This is a genomic window from Accumulibacter sp., from assembly GCF_032229525.1.
Classification (GTDB): Bacteria; Pseudomonadota; Gammaproteobacteria; order Burkholderiales; family Rhodocyclaceae; genus Accumulibacter.
Genome location: NZ_JAVTWB010000136.1, coordinates 34160 through 49882, shown reverse-complemented (window position 1 = coordinate 49882; position 15723 = coordinate 34160). Strand labels below are relative to the sequence as shown.

The 15723-nt window shown below is 62.7% G+C and carries 14 protein-coding genes; 8 read left to right on the top strand and 6 right to left on the bottom strand.

All coding sequences use genetic code 11. The features are described from left to right. Together RUW20_RS09800 and RUW20_RS09795 are read right to left on the bottom strand one after the other, a co-directional pair. A partial coding sequence (locus RUW20_RS09800; RefSeq protein WP_313952020.1) for a TIR domain-containing protein occupies nt 1–439 on the bottom strand: 439 nt, incomplete at its 3' end. 70 nt (nt 440–509) lie between these two features. Further along, nucleotides 510–1484 carry an N-acetylmuramoyl-L-alanine amidase gene (locus RUW20_RS09795; RefSeq protein WP_313952019.1) on the bottom strand — a complete coding sequence of 325 codons (975 nt, stop codon included), beginning with the start codon at nt 1482–1484 and terminating at the stop codon, nt 510–512. Between the two features lie 356 nt (nt 1485–1840). On the opposite strand from RUW20_RS09795, the gene RUW20_RS09790 reads away from it, so the two are divergent. Then, nucleotides 1841–4414, top strand: coding sequence for a glycogen/starch/alpha-glucan phosphorylase (locus tag RUW20_RS09790; protein WP_313952018.1), 2574 nt, complete (start codon nt 1841–1843; stop codon nt 4412–4414). Between the two features lie 83 nt (nt 4415–4497). On the opposite strand, the gene RUW20_RS09785 is transcribed toward RUW20_RS09790, so the two are convergent. Together RUW20_RS09785 and glgA are read right to left on the bottom strand one after the other, a co-directional pair. After that, on the bottom strand, nt 4498–6456 hold the full coding sequence (locus RUW20_RS09785; protein ID WP_313952017.1) for an alpha-1,4-glucan--maltose-1-phosphate maltosyltransferase: 1959 nt from the start codon (nt 6454–6456) through the stop codon (nt 4498–4500). A gap of 145 nt (nt 6457–6601) precedes the next feature. Next, a complete protein-coding gene (gene glgA / locus RUW20_RS09780) occupies nt 6602–7810 on the bottom strand; it encodes a glycogen synthase (RefSeq protein WP_313952016.1) in 1209 nt (402 codons plus the stop codon). Between the two features lie 261 nt (nt 7811–8071). Between glgA and tsaB the strand changes: the two genes are divergently transcribed. From tsaB to RUW20_RS09750, 6 genes are all read left to right on the top strand, one after another. Further along, a complete protein-coding gene (tsaB, locus tag RUW20_RS09775) occupies nt 8072–8749 on the top strand; it encodes a tRNA (adenosine(37)-N6)-threonylcarbamoyltransferase complex dimerization subunit type 1 TsaB (protein WP_313952015.1) in 678 nt (225 codons plus the stop codon). Then, on the top strand, nt 8746–9222 hold the full coding sequence (gene rimI / locus RUW20_RS09770) for a ribosomal protein S18-alanine N-acetyltransferase (RefSeq protein WP_313952014.1): 477 nt from the start codon (nt 8746–8748) through the stop codon (nt 9220–9222). Before tsaB ends, rimI begins: the two co-directional genes overlap by 4 nt. Further along, nucleotides 9219–10064, top strand: coding sequence for a uracil-DNA glycosylase (locus RUW20_RS09765; protein WP_313952013.1), 846 nt, complete (start codon nt 9219–9221; stop codon nt 10062–10064). Before rimI ends, RUW20_RS09765 begins: the two co-directional genes overlap by 4 nt. Nucleotides 10065–10142: 78 nt before the next feature. Then, complete coding sequence (locus RUW20_RS09760) at nt 10143–10772, top strand: LemA family protein (protein WP_313952012.1); 630 nt, start codon at nt 10143–10145, stop codon at nt 10770–10772. Nucleotides 10773–10775: 3 nt separating this feature from the next. Further along, nucleotides 10776–11648 (top strand): YgcG family protein, encoded by an 873-nt coding sequence (locus RUW20_RS09755; RefSeq protein ID WP_313952011.1) that lies wholly within the window; start codon nt 10776–10778, stop codon nt 11646–11648. After that, a complete protein-coding gene (locus RUW20_RS09750) occupies nt 11648–12145 on the top strand; it encodes a TPM domain-containing protein (RefSeq protein WP_313952010.1) in 498 nt (165 codons plus the stop codon). The genes RUW20_RS09755 and RUW20_RS09750 overlap by 1 nt, the downstream gene beginning before the upstream one ends. On the opposite strand, the gene RUW20_RS09745 is transcribed toward RUW20_RS09750, so the two are convergent. Beyond that, entirely contained in the window at nt 12142–12663 is a 522-nt protein-coding gene (locus RUW20_RS09745) for an Lrp/AsnC family transcriptional regulator (protein WP_313952009.1), read from the bottom strand. The genes RUW20_RS09750 and RUW20_RS09745 overlap by 4 nt on opposite strands. Nucleotides 12664–12785: 122 nt before the next feature. On the opposite strand from RUW20_RS09745, the gene ipdC reads away from it, so the two are divergent. Next, a complete protein-coding gene (ipdC, locus tag RUW20_RS09740; protein WP_313952008.1) occupies nt 12786–14408 on the top strand; it encodes an indolepyruvate/phenylpyruvate decarboxylase in 1623 nt (540 codons plus the stop codon). Between the two features lie 26 nt (nt 14409–14434). Here the strand turns inward: ipdC and lplT are convergent, their stop codons facing one another. Further along, on the bottom strand, nt 14435–15697 hold the full coding sequence (gene lplT, locus RUW20_RS09735) for a lysophospholipid transporter LplT (protein WP_313952007.1): 1263 nt from the start codon (nt 15695–15697) through the stop codon (nt 14435–14437). Nucleotides 15698–15723 lie beyond the last annotated feature (26 nt).

The window sequence follows — 15723 nt, the reverse complement described above, 5'->3', positions numbered from 1 at the left end:
CCACCAGACGCTGGACATCGTGCGCCCAGTCGTAGGCACGCAACTGACGCCAGGTGAACTCGCCGAGACGGTTGAACGGCGCTGGCAGATCGGCGGCTTGCGGTGGCGCCACCAGTCCGTCGCAGAGCAGCGGAATCAGGTGCGCGCCGCCGGCCAGCGCGTCGGTGAGTTCGCGCCGCACCGGATCGGCCGGATCGGCGATGCGCAATTGCCCGTGATCGTCGGTGGCGGCCAGCAGCTGCGGCGTGAGCAAAAGCAGAAGCACCGGTTGGGTCCGGAGCGTTCGCGCAATTTCGTCGCGCCAGCGGACGCCGGCGCGCAAATCGTCCTTGTCGAGGAAGACCTGTTGGTCGCCAAACAGGGCGCCGAGATCGCGCGCCAGGGCGGTTGCCTTGTCCTTGCCATCGGAGGTCCGGTAGCTGATGAACAGCTGGGCCACTGACGTGCCGCTGTCGGTCTTCGGTCAGCGGTAACGCGGGGCCGCGACACTGGCGCCAGTGCCTGACGGACTAGGCATTGTCCGACTCGGCATGGAGCTTTTGCGCCCGGCGCGCCTTTTTCGCTGCCTTGCCCTTGCCGGCACCTTTTTTCAGCCTGGTGGGGGCGAAGGTCGGATCGGTGGAGGCCGGTCCGGCAACCGTGAACCTCGGGACGGCAGCGTCTCGGCCGCCGTCGATCGGTGCGATGTAGGCGTTGCTCACCCAGCCCTCGACCTCGGGGTCGGCGACAACTTCCACCAGACTCCATCGGTCACGCGCTTCGAGCAGTAGCAGCTCGGTTCCCTTCTTCAGCGCTGTGGTGACGCGTTCGGAACTGGCATCGGGTCCCTGGCGAATGTTCAGGCTGCTGGCAATGACCACATAGTGCTGCGGTTCGTCCTGTTCGCGACCGAGCACCCGGCTGCGCACCGCGGCAAGCGGGAAAGCAGGTCCCGGGTCGGTCTTGCGGCCGGGGGCGATATCCTCGTGCCCGAGTACGTCCTGCAGGCCGTAATGGTCTACCAGCAGATCGGCGAGTTCCATCGCCCGCGCAATTTGCACTTCCGTGTAGGCGTGCCACGGCGACACCGGGCCGCCGTTGCGATGCGCGGCGAGCATCACTTCCTCGTCCGGATAGACCTTGGCAAACCAGGCCTGGTACTGGCTGCCGACCCGCCGGAGCAGGCCGGCATTGTCCATTTCGATACCGATCGAGTGGGAATTGAGCCCTACCAGCCCGGCCCACTGGCTGACGCCGGCGTGCCAGGTGACGACGTTGAAGGGCGCCAGTTGAACGATCTGCCCGTCGCGCCCGAGAACGACATGCGCCGAGGCATTGCCCTGCGGCTTGCGGGTGCACAGCGACTGTACCGAGCTGTCGACCGAGCGGCCGGCAGTGTAATGCATGATCAGGTAGCTGGGGGCCATGATGCCGCCGCAGTTTGGCGTGTCGCGATGACTGACCTGGTCACCGACCAGTTTGTGGTTTTCGATTCTCAGAGTCATGTGCGTTTTCCTCGCTGTGCTTGAGTAGGGTCGAACACGGCGCATTGGGGAGGCGCCATAGAAGGCAAGCTCGTGTTTTGCGGAATGCTAGCACCATCCTTCGTTGACGCTCCGACTTTGCTCACCAGCAATCGTTCGCCCGCGCGTCGGCAAGGACCTCATGGCGCTCCACGGCGGTGGCCGTTGACACGCGACGCCGTTGCGCAGGGCCCAGGCAAGGGGGAAAAACAGACCTCGAACGCGGCAGGGTGCACGGCTGCCGACAATGCTTTAGACTCGCCGCTGACGTCAATCGCCGGAGCGGCGATTGACGAACGCGCTTTGGCAATTAATTACCAACATGGTGGGGGTGTGATATGAATCAGAAGAAGCAATCTCCGGCAGCGACGTCTGCAGATGCGGCGCCGCTGGTAGGACTCGACAATCGACGCATGGGGCTCAGCGTGGACGCGCTGAAGCGCGCTTTCCTGGATAAGCTGGTGTATTCGCAGGCGCGTTTCCCGGAAGTTGCGACGCGCCACGACTGCTTCCAGGCGCTGGCGCGCGCTGTGCGCGACCGCCTGCTGCAACGCTGGGTGCAGACTGCGCGCACCTACCGCGACCAGGGCAGTCGCACCGTCTGCTACATGTCGGCCGAATTCCTGATCGGTCCGCAGCTGGGCAACAACCTGATCAATCTCGGTATTTTTGACAATGCCAAACAGGCGATGAGTGAACTCGGACTCGACCTGGAGGTGCTTCTGGATCAGGAGGAAGAGCCGGGTTTGGGCAATGGCGGTCTGGGGCGGCTGGCCGCTTGCTACCTCGACTCGCTGGCGACCTTGGAGATTCCGGCGATTGGCTATGGCATCCGCTACGAGTTCGGCATCTTCACGCAGGCCATTCGTGACGGCTGGCAAGTCGAATTGACCGACAAATGGTTGCGTTCCGGAAGTCCGTGGTTGATCCACCGTCCGAGCATCGCCTTCGATATCAAGCTTGGCGGTCATACCGAACATCAGTATGAGGCGTCCGTCAATCGGCGCTTGCGGGTGCAATGGATGCCAGCCAAGGTGGTACGCGGTACGGCCTGGGACATGCCGGTGCTCGGTTACGGCGTCAACACGCCAAACCGGCTCAGGCTGTGGAGCTCAGAGGCGCCGGAGTCATTTGATTTCGCCGCCTTCAACGCCGGCAACTATTATCAGGCGGTGGACGCGCAGGTACTGTCGGAAACACTGACCAAGATACTCTATCCGAACGATGAAATGGAAGCGGGCCAGACCCTGCGTCTCGAGCAACAGTACTTCTTCGTTTCGTGTTCCCTGCAGGACATGATTCGCCTGCAACTGCAGCGCGAGAAGAACCTCGATCGATTTGATGAGAAATTCGTCGTTCAACTCAACGACACGCACCCGTCGATTGCCGTCGCCGAACTGATGCGCCTGCTGGTGGACGACTACGGCATGGTCTGGGACCAGGCCTGGGGGATCACCCAGCGGACCTTCGCCTATACCAATCACACCCTGTTGCCCGAGGCGCTCGAGAAATGGCCGCTGAAGTTGTTCAGGAAGGTGCTGCCGCGGCATTACGAGATCATTTGCGAGATTAACGAGCGTTTCCTCGACGAAGTGCGCATCCACTTTCCGGGTGACGATGAGCGGCTCCGGCGGATGTCGCTGATCGATGAAGACGGTGCACGCTACGTGCGTATGGCGCACCTGGCGGTGGTCGGCAGTTTCGCTGTCAATGGTGTCGCCGCGCTGCACAGCGAACTGGTCAAGTCCGATATCCTCAAGGACTTCTACGAGATGTGGCCGGAGAAGTTCCGCAACAAAACCAACGGCGTCACGCCGCGCCGCTTCGTTCTACTGTCGAATCCGTCGATGTCACGACTGATCGACGAGACCATCGGGCGCGGTTGGGTAACCGACATGGGGCGCCTGCGCGAGCTCGAACCGTATGCCGAAGAACCCGCATTTCGCGAAGCCTGGCGCAACATCAAACGGCGGAACAAGGAGCACCTGGTCCACGAGATCAAGCGTTTCGCCCACGTTGACGTTGATCCGACGTCGATGTTCGACATCCAGGTCAAGCGCATTCATGAGTACAAGCGACAACACCTCAACCTGCTGCATGTGATCTGGCTCTACAAGCGCCTGAAAGACAATCCGGGTCTGGTGGTGGCGCCTCGCACGGTGATCTTCGGTGGCAAGGCGGCGCCGGGTTACCGGATGGCCAAACTGATGATCAGACTGGTCACCGCGGTGGCCGATATCATCGGCCGCGATCCGGCGATGCGGGGCAAGCTGCAGGTGGTCTTCTTCCCGAACTACAACGTCAAGAGCGGTCAATCGATCTTCCCCGCGGCCGATCTGTCCGAGCAGATTTCGCTGGCCGGCAAGGAGGCGTCGGGGACCGGCAACATGAAATTCCAGATGAATGGCGCGCTGACCATCGGCACACTGGACGGCGCCAACGTCGAGATTCGCGAGCAGGTAGGCGACGACAACTTCTTCCTGTTCGGAATGACTACACCAGAGGTCAAGGAGCTGCGGAACGCCGGTTATCGACCACGTACCTACTACGACGCCAACCCGCAACTTCGCGAAGTGATCGACCTGATCGCCTCCGGCTTCTTCACCAGGGGCGACCGGGATGTCTTCCGGCCACTCGTGGATCACCTGCTGAATCATGACGATTACATGCTTCTCGCCGACTTTCAGTCGTACATCGACTGCCAGGAACGGGTGTCCGAGGCTTACCTCGACTACGAGCGTTGGTCCCGGATGTCGATCCTCAACGTCGCGCGTTCAGGCTTCTTTTCGTCTGACCGGGCGATTCAGGAGTACTGCACGGAGATCTGGAAGGTGCAACCGGTGCGCATCGAACTCAGCGATCTCTCGCAGGATGACATGCAGTTCAAGCGCGCCGCGGCAGGCGGTGACTGAGCAGCAGGGGCCGGGCGGGGCGGCCTCGCCGCTCTCCACCGGCCCCCGGCTCTCCGCCTGACTGACCCCTTTCGGTCGATCGCCTACCAGCGGCGAATTTTGATGATGTGCGCCATGGTGGTGTGGGGGCTGAGTTCGACGTAAGCGGTCGGACCGCTCCAGCGATAGCTCTGATCGGTGAGCAGGTCGTGCGCCTGATACTGCTCGTCCCAGGCGATGTCGAAGGTGCCGAGCGGGATCTGGATGGTCGACACCTGTTTGTGGAAAGGGTCGAGGTTGACCACGCAGACGATGATGTCCGATCGATCGTCGGTCATCTTGGCGTAGGCGATGATGTTGGCGTTGTCGGTGGCCAGGAACAGTACGTTGTTGTAGCGGTGCAGGGCAGGAGAGTCACGCCGGGCCTGATTGATCCGGGTGATGATGTCGACAATATTGCCCGGCGCCCGCCAGTCGCGTACCTTGATTTCGTATTTCTCCGAGTCCAGGTATTCTTCCTTGCCCGCAATCGCCTCGTTTTCGCACAGCTCGTAACCGCTGTAGATACCGTAGACCGAGGACAGGGTTGCCGCCAGCACGGCGCGCATGATGAACGCCGGCCGGCCGCCGATTTGCAGCAGCGGCGGCAGGATGTCCGGCGTATTGGCAAAAAAGTTGCCGGTGTAGTATTCCTTCATCGGGCCATTGGCCAGTTCACTGACGTACTCGGTGAGCTCCTCCTTGGTGTTGCGCCAGGTGAAGTAAGTGTACGACTGCGCGTAGCCGGCTTTGGCCAGTAGCCGCATCATCTTCGGCTTGGTGAAGGCTTCGGCGAGGAAGATCACCTCCGGGTGTTTCTTGTGCACCTGGCCGATCACCCATTCCCAGAACGCGACCGGCTTGGTATGCGGATTGTCGACGCGGAAAGTGGTCACCCCCTTGTCGATCCAGAACAGGAAAACCCTGAGCATTTCCTGCCAAAGGCCTTCGCGGTCGCTGGTTCCGAAGTTCAGCGGGTACACGTCCTGGTATTTCTTTGGCGGGTTCTCGGCGTACTTGATCGACCCGTCCGGGCGGTGGAAAAACCACTCCGGATGCTCGGTGACGTAGGGATGATCCGGCGAGCAGTTCATCACGTAATCGAGCGCAATCTCGATGTCCAGCTCGCGACAGGTCGCCACGAACTGATCCCAGTCCTCCCAGGTGCCGAGTTTGGGCTCGAGCCCGGTGTGGCCACCGTGTTCGTTGCCGATCGCCCACGGGCTGCCGACGTCGTCGGGGCCGGCTTCGAGGCTGTTGTTCTTGCCTTTCCGGAAGCTGTGGCCGATCGGGTGGATCGGCGGCAGGTAGATGACATCGAAGCCCATCGCCTTGATCCCGTGCAGGCGCTGGATGCTGTCCTGCAGCGTGCCGTGCCGGAAGGGCGTAGTGCTTTGCGAACGGGGAAAAAATTCGTACCAGGCGGCAAAACGGGTGATCGGCCGGACGACCGTTATCTTCAGTGTCGGTGCCAGTTCGTAGCCCTCGCTACGATCGGGATAGCTGGCCATCAGGTTGCGCAGCACACCGCCGATCCCGAGATCGACCGCTCCCTGCTGCTCATCGGCGGCCATCGCACTCTCGATGGCGTTGATGATGCCGTTGATGCGCGTGCGGTCTTCGCCTTTCGCCATCGCTACCGACTTTCTGATGATCGCCAGCCCCTCGAGCAGTTCGCTCTGAAGTTTGGCGCCGGGCACGTTCTTTTTGCTGATTTCCTCCACCCACGACAGGTAGTGATCGGCGTAGGCCTCGATGGTGTATTCCCATGGGCCGATCTCGGTGACCGTGAAGCCGCCGGTCCAGTCGTCGTTGAGAGCCAGCGTCATCGGGCTTTCCTGCCATTTCTTGTCGCCCACCTTGCGCGTTTTGACCACGGCTGCCAGCTTGTCGTGTCCTTCCTTGTAGATGTCGGCACTGACGGCAACGCTTTCGCCGACGACGCGCTTGATCGGGTAGCGGCCGCAGTCGATCTGCGGCTGAACGGCTTCGATGTTTACACGTGGGTAGTCTTGAGGAATCATTTCTGGGGCTCCTTAGTACTGAACCGGTGGGGCCGGAACAAAGACGATCTGATCTGAATGGCGACGGCGGTGAGGGCCGTCAGTGCGTGGCCCGCTCGATCCGGGGTGCGTTGACCCTGCGGATCGGACGAGGGCAAGGGGGTCCCTAGCGCAGCAGCGAATCGTAGAGCTGCTTGGTTTGTTCGGCGATGCTCGACCAACTGAACACTTCGCGCGCTCGTTGCTGGCCGGCAACGGCCATCGACTCGGCGAGTTGCGGGTCGTCGAGAACCTTGTTGATCGCCACCGCGAGGTCGCGCGAAAATCGGTCCGGGTCCACCGGTTCGAACGGCGCCACGTGTAGTTGCTCGAGCGGTACCAGGTAGCCGGTGACGCCATCGACGACGACTTCCTTGATGCCGCCGACCGCACTCGCCACCACGGCGGTGCCGCAGGCCATGGCTTCGAGGTTGATGATCCCGAAAGGTTCATAAATGGACGGGCAGCAGAACACCCTGGCGTGCGAATAGAGCTGGATGACTTCGGGCTTGCTGAGCATCTCCTGAATCCAGATCAGGTTCTTGAACCCCTCGTGTCGCACGGCCTTGACCGCCGCTTCCATCTCGGCACGCACTTCCGCAGTGTCGGGAGAGCCGGCGCAGAGGACGATCTGAGCGTCAGGGTTGATGTACCTGACCGCGTTGACCAGGTGCAGGATACCTTTCTGGCGGGTGATCCGGCCGACGAACAGAACGAAGGGCTGGTCCGGATCGACGCCGTACTTCTCAAGGGTGTCGGTATCCATCGTCGGATGGTATTGCTCGACCTTGATGCCGTTGTAGATCACCGAGATCTTGTCCGGGTCGATGTCGAAATGCTCGAGGATGTCGGCCTTGGTTCCCTGCGAAACGGCGATCACCGCATCCGCCATGTTGAGCGAGGTGCGTTCGATCCACGACGACATGTCGTAGCCGCAGCCGAGCTGTTCGCGTTTCCACGGTCGCAGGGGTTCCAGCGAGTGCACGGTATGGACCAGCGGGATGCCGTAGAGGTTCTTCGCCAGGATGCCGCCTAGGTGCGCGTACCAGGTGTGCACGTGCACCAGATCGGCGTCGACCTGCTCGCTCAAGGTCTCCAGATTGGTTTCGAAGGTGTCCAGCGCGCCACTGAGCTTTTTGTCCACATGTGCGAAACTTCCCTTGCCGAACGGGTAACCCTTGACCCGCACGCCGCCGCTGACCGTGTCCTGGTTACCAAAACAGCGGACTTCGACGTGCATCAGCCTGGCGAGTTCGTCGGCCAGGTACTCAACGTGAACGCCCGCTCCACCGTATACGTTGGGCGGATATTCTCGGGTCAGTAGCATCACTTTCATCGCGGCACTTTCTATCCAGTGGTTGTGAAATCGAGGGCGATGTCATCGCCTCGACGGCTTCGCCATTGTATCGGCAAAGGTCCGGGCGGCCAAACCAGAGGCACGGGTGGACGCCGTCGTCAGCGTCTGGTGGGCACCCCGCCGTGGTGAGAAACAGCGGCCGGCGCCAGCGTTTCCGGCACCGTCGAGGTGGCCTGTCGCCATGTCCGGCAAAGGAGGCCACGGACGACGCCGGCGACAAGGGCGAGTAGAATACGGCGCATGAATCTGCTTGCCATCGAGACTTCGACCGAACTGGGGAGCATTGCTCTGTGGTGCGACGGTGCGGTGACGCGGCGTGCTTGCCCGGCAGGTGTTTCACATTCGGAAACCCTGCTGCCACTGATTCGGGCGACCATGCGCGAAGCCGGGCTCGGCTTCGCCGACCTCAACGCCGTCGCCTTTGCTGCCGGCCCGGGTTCGTTTACCGGCCTGCGTGTCGCCTGCGGTGTTGCCCAGGGTCTGGCCTTTGCCCACGACCTGCCGGTGATTCCGGTCGGCACCCTTGATGCCATGGCTCTGGCCAGCGGTGGCGAACAGGTGATCGTGGCACTTGACGCGCGCATGGGTGAAGTCTACTACGGCTGCTATGCGGCGGCCCGTCTGCTCGGTCCGGTGGGCGTCTATCACCCATCGGCAGTGCCGATTCCCGACTCCTCTGGCTGGCTGGCCTGCGGTAACGGGCTGGCCGCCTACGCGGCCCTGCGTGAGCGGCTCTCGGGGTGCGTGCAGGAGTGGCAGCCTGAAAGGATGCCGGATGCGGGCTCCGTCGCCATCCTGGCGGCGTCATGGCTGGCGCGCGGCGAGACCGTTGATGTCGCCGAGGCGGTGCCGCTGTACGTGCGTGACAAAGTGGCGCTCACCGTTGCCGAGCGCTTGGCCAAAGGGGGCAAGGCGTGAGCGCCGTGCTGCGACCGCGGATCGAGATGCTGCCACTGGGCCATCGGGACATCGACGAGATGCTGGAAGTGGAGCAGGCGATCTATCCTTTTCCGTGGACCCGTGGCAATTTCGTCGATTCGATCGCCTCCGGTTACAGCGCCTGGGGTTGCCGTGTGGCCGGCGAACTGGTGGGCTATTTTGTGCTGATGCTGGCGCTCGATGAAGCGCACCTGCTTAACCTGAGCGTCGCCGAAAGGCACCAGGGACTGGGTTACGGCGCCCGTCTGTTGCGCCATGCGATGCGGGTTGCGCGTCAGGGAGGTGCCAAAACGCTTCTGCTTGAGGTGCGTCCATCGAACCGCAAAGGGCTGGTGCTCTACCGGCATTTCGGTTTTCAGCAGATAGGGGCGCGGCGTGGCTACTACGCGGCAGAGGCAGGCCGCGAAGACGCGCTGGTGCTGCAGCATGCGCTGGAAGAGTTTTCGGCATGAGTGCTGGTACCCCCCCCGACGAAACGGCTTTGACGCGTGCACAACTGCTGCGCGAGATGGGTCTGTCGCCGCAGTGGAAACTGCGTGCGCAGCCGTCAGTCGGGCGAATGACGCCGGTGCTGATCGCCGAGGCGTCGGTCGAGCAGGGTTCGCCGCCGGTCGCGGCAGTCACGGCCAGTTTTGCCACGCCAGGCGTTAGCGCAAGCGGAGCTTCGGTGACCGATCGCGAGCAACAGATCGCTGACCTCGACTGGGATGGACTACGGCAAGGCGTCGCCGACTGTCGTGCCTGCGGCCTCTGCCAGGAGCGCCGGCAGGCAGTGCTTGGCGTCGGTGACACCAGTGCCGACTGGCTGTTCATCGGCGAAGGGCCGGGGGCCGAAGAGGATGCCCGCGGCGAGCCTTTCGTCGGAGCGGCGGGCAAGTTGCTCGATGCCATGCTCACGGCAATCGATCTGAAGCGTGGCAGCGACGTCTACATCGCCAATGCCGTGAAATGCCGCCCGCCAGGCAACCGCACGCCGGAGGCTGCCGAGATGGCCGTTTGCGCGCCTTATCTGAGGCGCCAGATCGCCTTGATCCGGCCCAGACTGATCGTTCTGCTCGGTCGGGCGGCGGTACATGCCGTGCTCGGTGAGCTGGGTTCGCTGGCCAGCTTACGCGGCAAGCCTTTCGTTTATCCGGCAGCGGAAAGCGACGGCCAGGCGATTCCGGTGGTGGTGACCTATCATCCGGCCTATCTCCTGCGCAGCATGCCGGACAAGGCCAAGGCCTGGGAGGATCTGTGCCGCGCCCGCACGCTGATGCGTACCGCGAAGGCAGTCCCTTCGCTGCCGATGTGAGCGGGCGACACCCTTGAGAAAGCCCTGAACGTCGCCATTTCTCGCTTGCTCTGTTCATCTCCCGGAAAGGAAACCGTCATGCGCATTCGCCTGGTCGCCATCGTCGTCCTGCTTGCCAGCCTGCTCTCCGGCTGCGGCTACAACGCCTTTCAGGCCGGCGACGAAGCAGTCAAATCGGCCTGGTCGGAGGTGCTCAACCAGTACCAGAGGCGAGCCGATCTGGTGCCCAATCTGGTCCGTACCGTGCAGGGCTATGCCAGTCACGAGAAGGAAGTGTTTACCCAGGTCACACAGGCACGCGCGCAGGTCGGTGCCATCCAGGCGACAGCGGAACTGGCCAACGATCCAGCCGCTCTGGCCCGCTTCCAGCAGGCACAGGCCGGACTCTCGAGCGCCCTGTCGCGACTGTTGGTGGTCGCCGAGAACTATCCGCAACTGAAAGCGGACGCCGCCTTTCGCGACCTGCAGGCGCAACTCGAGGGCACCGAGAACCGGATTACGGTAGCCCGCAACCGCTACATCAAGTCGGTCGAAAGCTACAACGTCTCGGTGCGCACGTTCCCGAACAATCTGACGGCGATGGTCTTCGGCTACGCGGTGAAACCGAATTTCACGGTCGACGACGAGAAAGCAATCTCGACGGCGCCGAAAGTTGACTTTTCGGCACCCGCTGGCGGCGGCACGAGCGCGCCGGCAGCCGCCTACTAGCCGATGCCCAAGTTTCCTGCCCGGCCGGTGGCTTGGCTGTTTTCCCTGCTGCTGCTGCTCGGCGGTAGCTTTGCCTCTGGCGCCGAGCAGCAGGCGGTGCCGCCTCTTGAAGCCCGGGTCACCGACCTGACGGGTACGCTGTCGAGCGCGCAAAAGGCGGCGATCGAGGCGAAGCTGGCTGCCTTCGAGCGCGAAAAAGGGTCGCAGATCGCGGTTCTGATCGTCGCGACCGTCCGGCCCGAAGCCATTGAGCAGTACGCGCTGCGCGTCGTCGAGGCATGGAAGCTGGGTCGGCAGGGCGTCGACGACGGCGCACTGCTGCTGGTCGCCAGGGATGATCGGCGCCTGCGCATCGAAGTGGGCTATGGCCTTGAGGGCGCGCTCAACGATGCCACCGCCAAACGCATCATCAGCGAGACGATCACCCCGCGCTTCAAGCAGGGCGACTTCTACGGCGGTATCGACGCCGGCGTCGACGCGATGACCAAGGTCGTTGCCGACGAGCCACTGCCGGCACCGCGCAGCGAGGGACGCCAGCAGGCCCGGGTCGGAGACGCCTTCGACACGCTGCTGTTCGCCGGAATCTTCCTGGTTTTCGTCGTTGGCCGCGTGCTGCGAGCCGTTTTCGGACGTCTGCTGGCAGCGGGCATCGTTGCCGTCGCCGCTGCGGTGATTGCGTCGCTGCTGCTGTCGTCGCTGCTGCTGGCGGCGATCCTTGGTCTGGTCGCGTTCGTCGTTTCGCTGTTTGCCGGCGCCCTGAGTGCGGGCCGCGGAACTTCGCGCGGTGGTCCGTGGGGCGGTGGGGGTGGTCGTTCGGGTGGGTTTTCAGGGGGCGGTGGCGGCTTTGGCGGTGGTGGCGCTTCGGGACGATGGTGATGCCATTGAAGCGACTGCTACGCCACATGGTCCTGCCCGACTGGTGGGTGCGGCGCGCATTTTCGCCGCAACTACTGCGCCGGATTGCACAGGCGGTTGCCGCTTCCGAGGCGGTGCACCTTGGCGAGTTGCGGCTGGTGGTCGAAGCCAGCCTGCCGCTGTCGGGCTTGTTACGCGGCGCGTCCCCGCGCCTGCGTGCGATCGACCTGTTTTCACAGCTGGGCGTGTGGGACACGGAGCACAACAGCGGCGTGCTGATTTACCTACAACTGGTCGACCGGCGGGTGGAGATTGTGGCGGATCGAGGAATCGATGCCAAGGTCGGCCAGGAGTTCTGGGACAGTGTCTGCCAGAAAATGGAAGCCGCTTTCGCGGCCGGAGATTTCGAGAACGGGACCTTGCTTGCGCTGCGCACCATTACCAACACCTTGCGTGAGCACTTCCCGGCGTCCACAGAAAATCCGGACGAACTGCCAAATGCTCCGCTCCTTCTCTAATCTTCGGCGAAGCGCACCCGCTGCCGGGGCTTGCTGGGCTGGGTCAGGTGCCCGGTGGGCAGCATATGCGTTTGCTTTACCGTTTGCAGAGCGATGCTGGTCTTGATGCGGGCGACGCCCGGCAGACGCAGCAGACGCTTCATCATCAGTTCCGAGAACTCGCCCAGATCGGGCGCAACGATCCTCAGCATGTAGTCGGCATCACCACTGATCGAGAAGCAATCCAGCACTTCCGGCATCGCGGCGACAGCGCTTTCGAAGGTTTCGCTGGCCGTGTCGCCGTGACTTTCGAGGATCACCTGGGCGAATGCGGTAACCCCCAGGCCCAGCGCCGAGGGAGCGAGCAAAGCCACGTAGCCGGCAATGACGCCATCCTCTTCAAGCCGCTGGATGCGACGGCTGATCTGTGACGCTGAAAGGCGGATCTGCTCGCCGAGCACCGCGTTGGTCGCGTTACCCTTGCGCTGCAACGCATCAAGAAGTGCAAGATCATAGCGATCAATGGTGATCTTTGACATTATTTGCCCAATCCGCGCATGAAATGTGCGCAGTATAAGGATGGTTGGCGGTTTTTCCAACACCTTCTGCGCGCGATTGCTGGCATTATGGTCTCTTTCAGAGAAACTGGGGAGGGGCACCAATGAAGCTGACAGAGTCCTTGCTGCAAGCCTTGAAAGCGCACGGTGCGCGCCAGATTTTCGGCATTCCCGGCGACTTCGCGCTGCCCTTTTTCAAGATCATCGAGGAATCGCAGATCCTGCCGCTGTACACGCTGTCGCACGAGCCCGGTGTCGGTTTCGCTGCCGACGCCGCAGCACGGATGGTCGGCGGACTCGGCGTCGCTGCGGTGACCTATGGCGCCGGTGCGTTGAACATGATCAACCCGGTCGCCGCCGCCTATGCCGAGAAATCGCCGCTGGTAGTGCTGTCGGGCGGACCGGGCAAGAACGAGTCGCGAGCCGGGCTGCTGCTGCATCATCAGGCCAAGACGCTCGACTCGCAGTTCCAGATCTTCAGGGAAATCACCTGCGACCAGGTGCGGCTCGACGACGCCGGCCGAGCGCCCAGCGACATCGCTCGCGTGCTCGGCAACTGTCGACGCCTTTCGCGGCCGGTGTATATCGAGCTGCCGCGTGACATGGTCGGTGCGCCTTGTCAGGCAGTGCGCGCCGAACCAGCGCCGGCAGTCGATCAGGACGCGCTCGATGCCTGCGTAGACGAGATTCGCGAGCGCCTGAAACGGGCTGCCCGGCCGGCGCTGATGGTCGGCGTCGAGGTCCGTCGCTTTGGCCTTGAGCAGCGGGTGGCCGAACTCGCCCGCCGCCTTGGTCTGCCGGTGGTCACCAGCTTCATGGGACGCGGCCTGCTGGCTGATGCCGATGTCCCCTTGATCGGTACCTACATGGGCGTTGCCGGTCTGCCCGAGGTGACCGAACTGGTCGAGAACTCGGACGGCCTCTTCCTGCTCGGGGTGATCATCTGCGACACCAACTTCGGCGTCTCGGCCAGCAAGATCGACCTGCGCAAGACCATTCAGGCACTCGATGGGCAGGTGAGCATGGGCTACCATAGCTATCCGCAGATTCCGCTCACGGCGCTGGTCGATCGCCTGCTGGAAGGTGCGCCGGCGGGCGACAGCGCCTATGCGATGACGCCGCGAATCTTCCCGCGTGGCATGGTCGCCGATCAGGCAACGCTGACCCCGACCGACATCGCGGCGGCGGTCAACGACCTGATGGCCGAGCACGGCAAGCTGCCGATCGCTTCGGATATCGGCGACTGCCTGTTCACGGCCATGGACATCGAGCACACCGCGCTGGTGGCGCCAGGCTACTACGCGACGATGGGCTTCGGGGTGCCGGCCGGTCTGGGTGTGCAGGCCGCCACCGGACAGCGGCCGTTGATCCTGGTAGGAGACGGAGCGTTCCAGATGACCGGCTGGGAACTCGGCAACTGCCAGCGCTATGGCTGGGATCCGATCGTCCTGGTGTTCAACAACGCCAGCTGGGAAATGCTGCGCACCTTCCAGCCGGAATCGTCGTTCAACGACCTCGGCCACTGGGGTTTCGCCGAAATGGCTGGCGGATTGGGTGGCGATGGCATTCGGGTGGCGACCCGCGCGGAGCTCAAGGCGGCCCTCGACTCGGCGGTGGCGAAGCGCGGCCGCTTCCAGCTGATCGAAATGTCGATCCCGCGTGGCGTCCTGTCGGCTACGCTGGCACGCTTCGTCGCTGGCGTCAAGCAGCTCAACGCGGCCAGGTAAGCACCCAAGCGCGCGGTGACTGCGCTTCAGTGCTTGCTGTCATCGAGGTGGATCACGTCATCGCGGTGCCGCTGGTTGGCTTCGTGGCGGCGTTTGACGAGGAACATCGAGCTGCTGAGAAACAGGCCGAACAGCGTAATCACCAGGTAGATCGACATCTCGCAGCGGACCATCACGAAATAGGCGCCGGTCATCGCCAGGATCGACAGATTCTCGTTGAAGTTCTGCACCGCAATCGAATGGCCGGCACCCATCAGGATGTGGCCGCGGTGCTGCAGCAGGGCGTTCATGGGCACCACGAAGAAGCCGGAGAGCGCGCCGATCAGTACCAGCAACGGGACCGCGAGCCAGGTGTGATGGACGAAGTTCATCGCCAGAACGATAATTCCCATCGCGATACCGAGCGGAATGACGCGCACCGACTTGCGCAGGGTGATAATCCGTGCGGCGCCAACGGCACCGAGTGCCACACCAAGGGCGACGACCCCCTGCAGCATGCTGGACTTCGACAGGTCGAAGTTTAGCGAGGCTTCGGCCCACTTGATGACGATGAACTGGAGGGTGGCGCCAGCGCCCCAGAAGAGCGTCGTCACGGCCAGGGAAATCTGGCCCAGACGGTCACGCCAGAGCAGCCAGAGGCAATGATTGAACTCGCGCAGCAGGTACCAGGGGTTCTTGTGCAGCACGCGGTGATCGACCCCGGTGTCGGGAATACGAAGATTGAACAGTCCGGCCAGCAGGTAGAAAACGGCAACAAAAGAAATGGCCATTTCGCCGACCGTATCGACACCCGTGTCAATCAACGGGAAATCGAAGCCCAGCAGAGCCTCGGCGATGTCGGGTCTGATCAGCAAGCCGCCGACGACGACGCCAAGGATGATCGCGCCGACCGTCAATCCTTCGATCCAGCCGTTGGCGACGACCAGCAGGCGGTGCGGCAGGTACTCGGTCAGGATGCCGTACTTGGCCGGCGAATAGGCTGCGGCGCCTAGACCGACCACCGCATAGGCCAGCAAGGGGTGGACATCCCAGAACATCATCGCGCAGCCCAGGATCTTGATGCCGTTGCTGATGAACATCACCCGCCACTTGGGCATCGAGTCGGCGAAGGCACCGACAAAGGCGGCCAGAACGACGTAGGAGACGGTGAAAAAGGTTTTCAGCAGTGGCTCATACTCACTCGGCGCCTGCATGTCTCGCAGGATCGAGATGGCGACAATGAGTAGCACGTTGTCGGCCAGCGCGGAAAAAAATTGCGCTGCCATAATGATGTAGAAGCCGAAAGGCATGGAGCACTCTGGATGCGGCTATTTTT

What these genes read in the sequence shown, in the direction of transcription:
- RUW20_RS09795 (WP_313952019.1), bottom strand. Translation starts at nt 1,484, where the DNA reads ATGACTCTGAGAATCGAAAACCACAAACTGGTCGGTGACCAGGTCAGT.
- RUW20_RS09790 (WP_313952018.1), top strand. Translation starts at nt 1,841, where the DNA reads ATGAATCAGAAGAAGCAATCTCCGGCAGCGACGTCTGCAGATGCGGCG.
- RUW20_RS09785 (WP_313952017.1), bottom strand. Translation starts at nt 6,456, where the DNA reads ATGATTCCTCAAGACTACCCACGTGTAAACATCGAAGCCGTTCAGCCG.
- glgA (WP_313952016.1), bottom strand. Translation starts at nt 7,810, where the DNA reads ATGAAAGTGATGCTACTGACCCGAGAATATCCGCCCAACGTATACGGT.
- tsaB (WP_313952015.1), top strand. Translation starts at nt 8,072, where the DNA reads ATGAATCTGCTTGCCATCGAGACTTCGACCGAACTGGGGAGCATTGCT.
- RUW20_RS09765 (WP_313952013.1), top strand. Translation starts at nt 9,219, where the DNA reads ATGAGTGCTGGTACCCCCCCCGACGAAACGGCTTTGACGCGTGCACAA.
- RUW20_RS09760 (WP_313952012.1), top strand. Translation starts at nt 10,143, where the DNA reads ATGCGCATTCGCCTGGTCGCCATCGTCGTCCTGCTTGCCAGCCTGCTC.
- RUW20_RS09755 (WP_313952011.1), top strand. Translation starts at nt 10,776, where the DNA reads ATGCCCAAGTTTCCTGCCCGGCCGGTGGCTTGGCTGTTTTCCCTGCTG.
- RUW20_RS09750 (WP_313952010.1), top strand. Translation starts at nt 11,648, where the DNA reads ATGCCATTGAAGCGACTGCTACGCCACATGGTCCTGCCCGACTGGTGG.
- RUW20_RS09745 (WP_313952009.1), bottom strand. Translation starts at nt 12,663, where the DNA reads ATGTCAAAGATCACCATTGATCGCTATGATCTTGCACTTCTTGATGCG.
- ipdC (WP_313952008.1), top strand. Translation starts at nt 12,786, where the DNA reads ATGAAGCTGACAGAGTCCTTGCTGCAAGCCTTGAAAGCGCACGGTGCG.
- lplT (WP_313952007.1), bottom strand. Translation starts at nt 15,697, where the DNA reads ATGCCTTTCGGCTTCTACATCATTATGGCAGCGCAATTTTTTTCCGCG.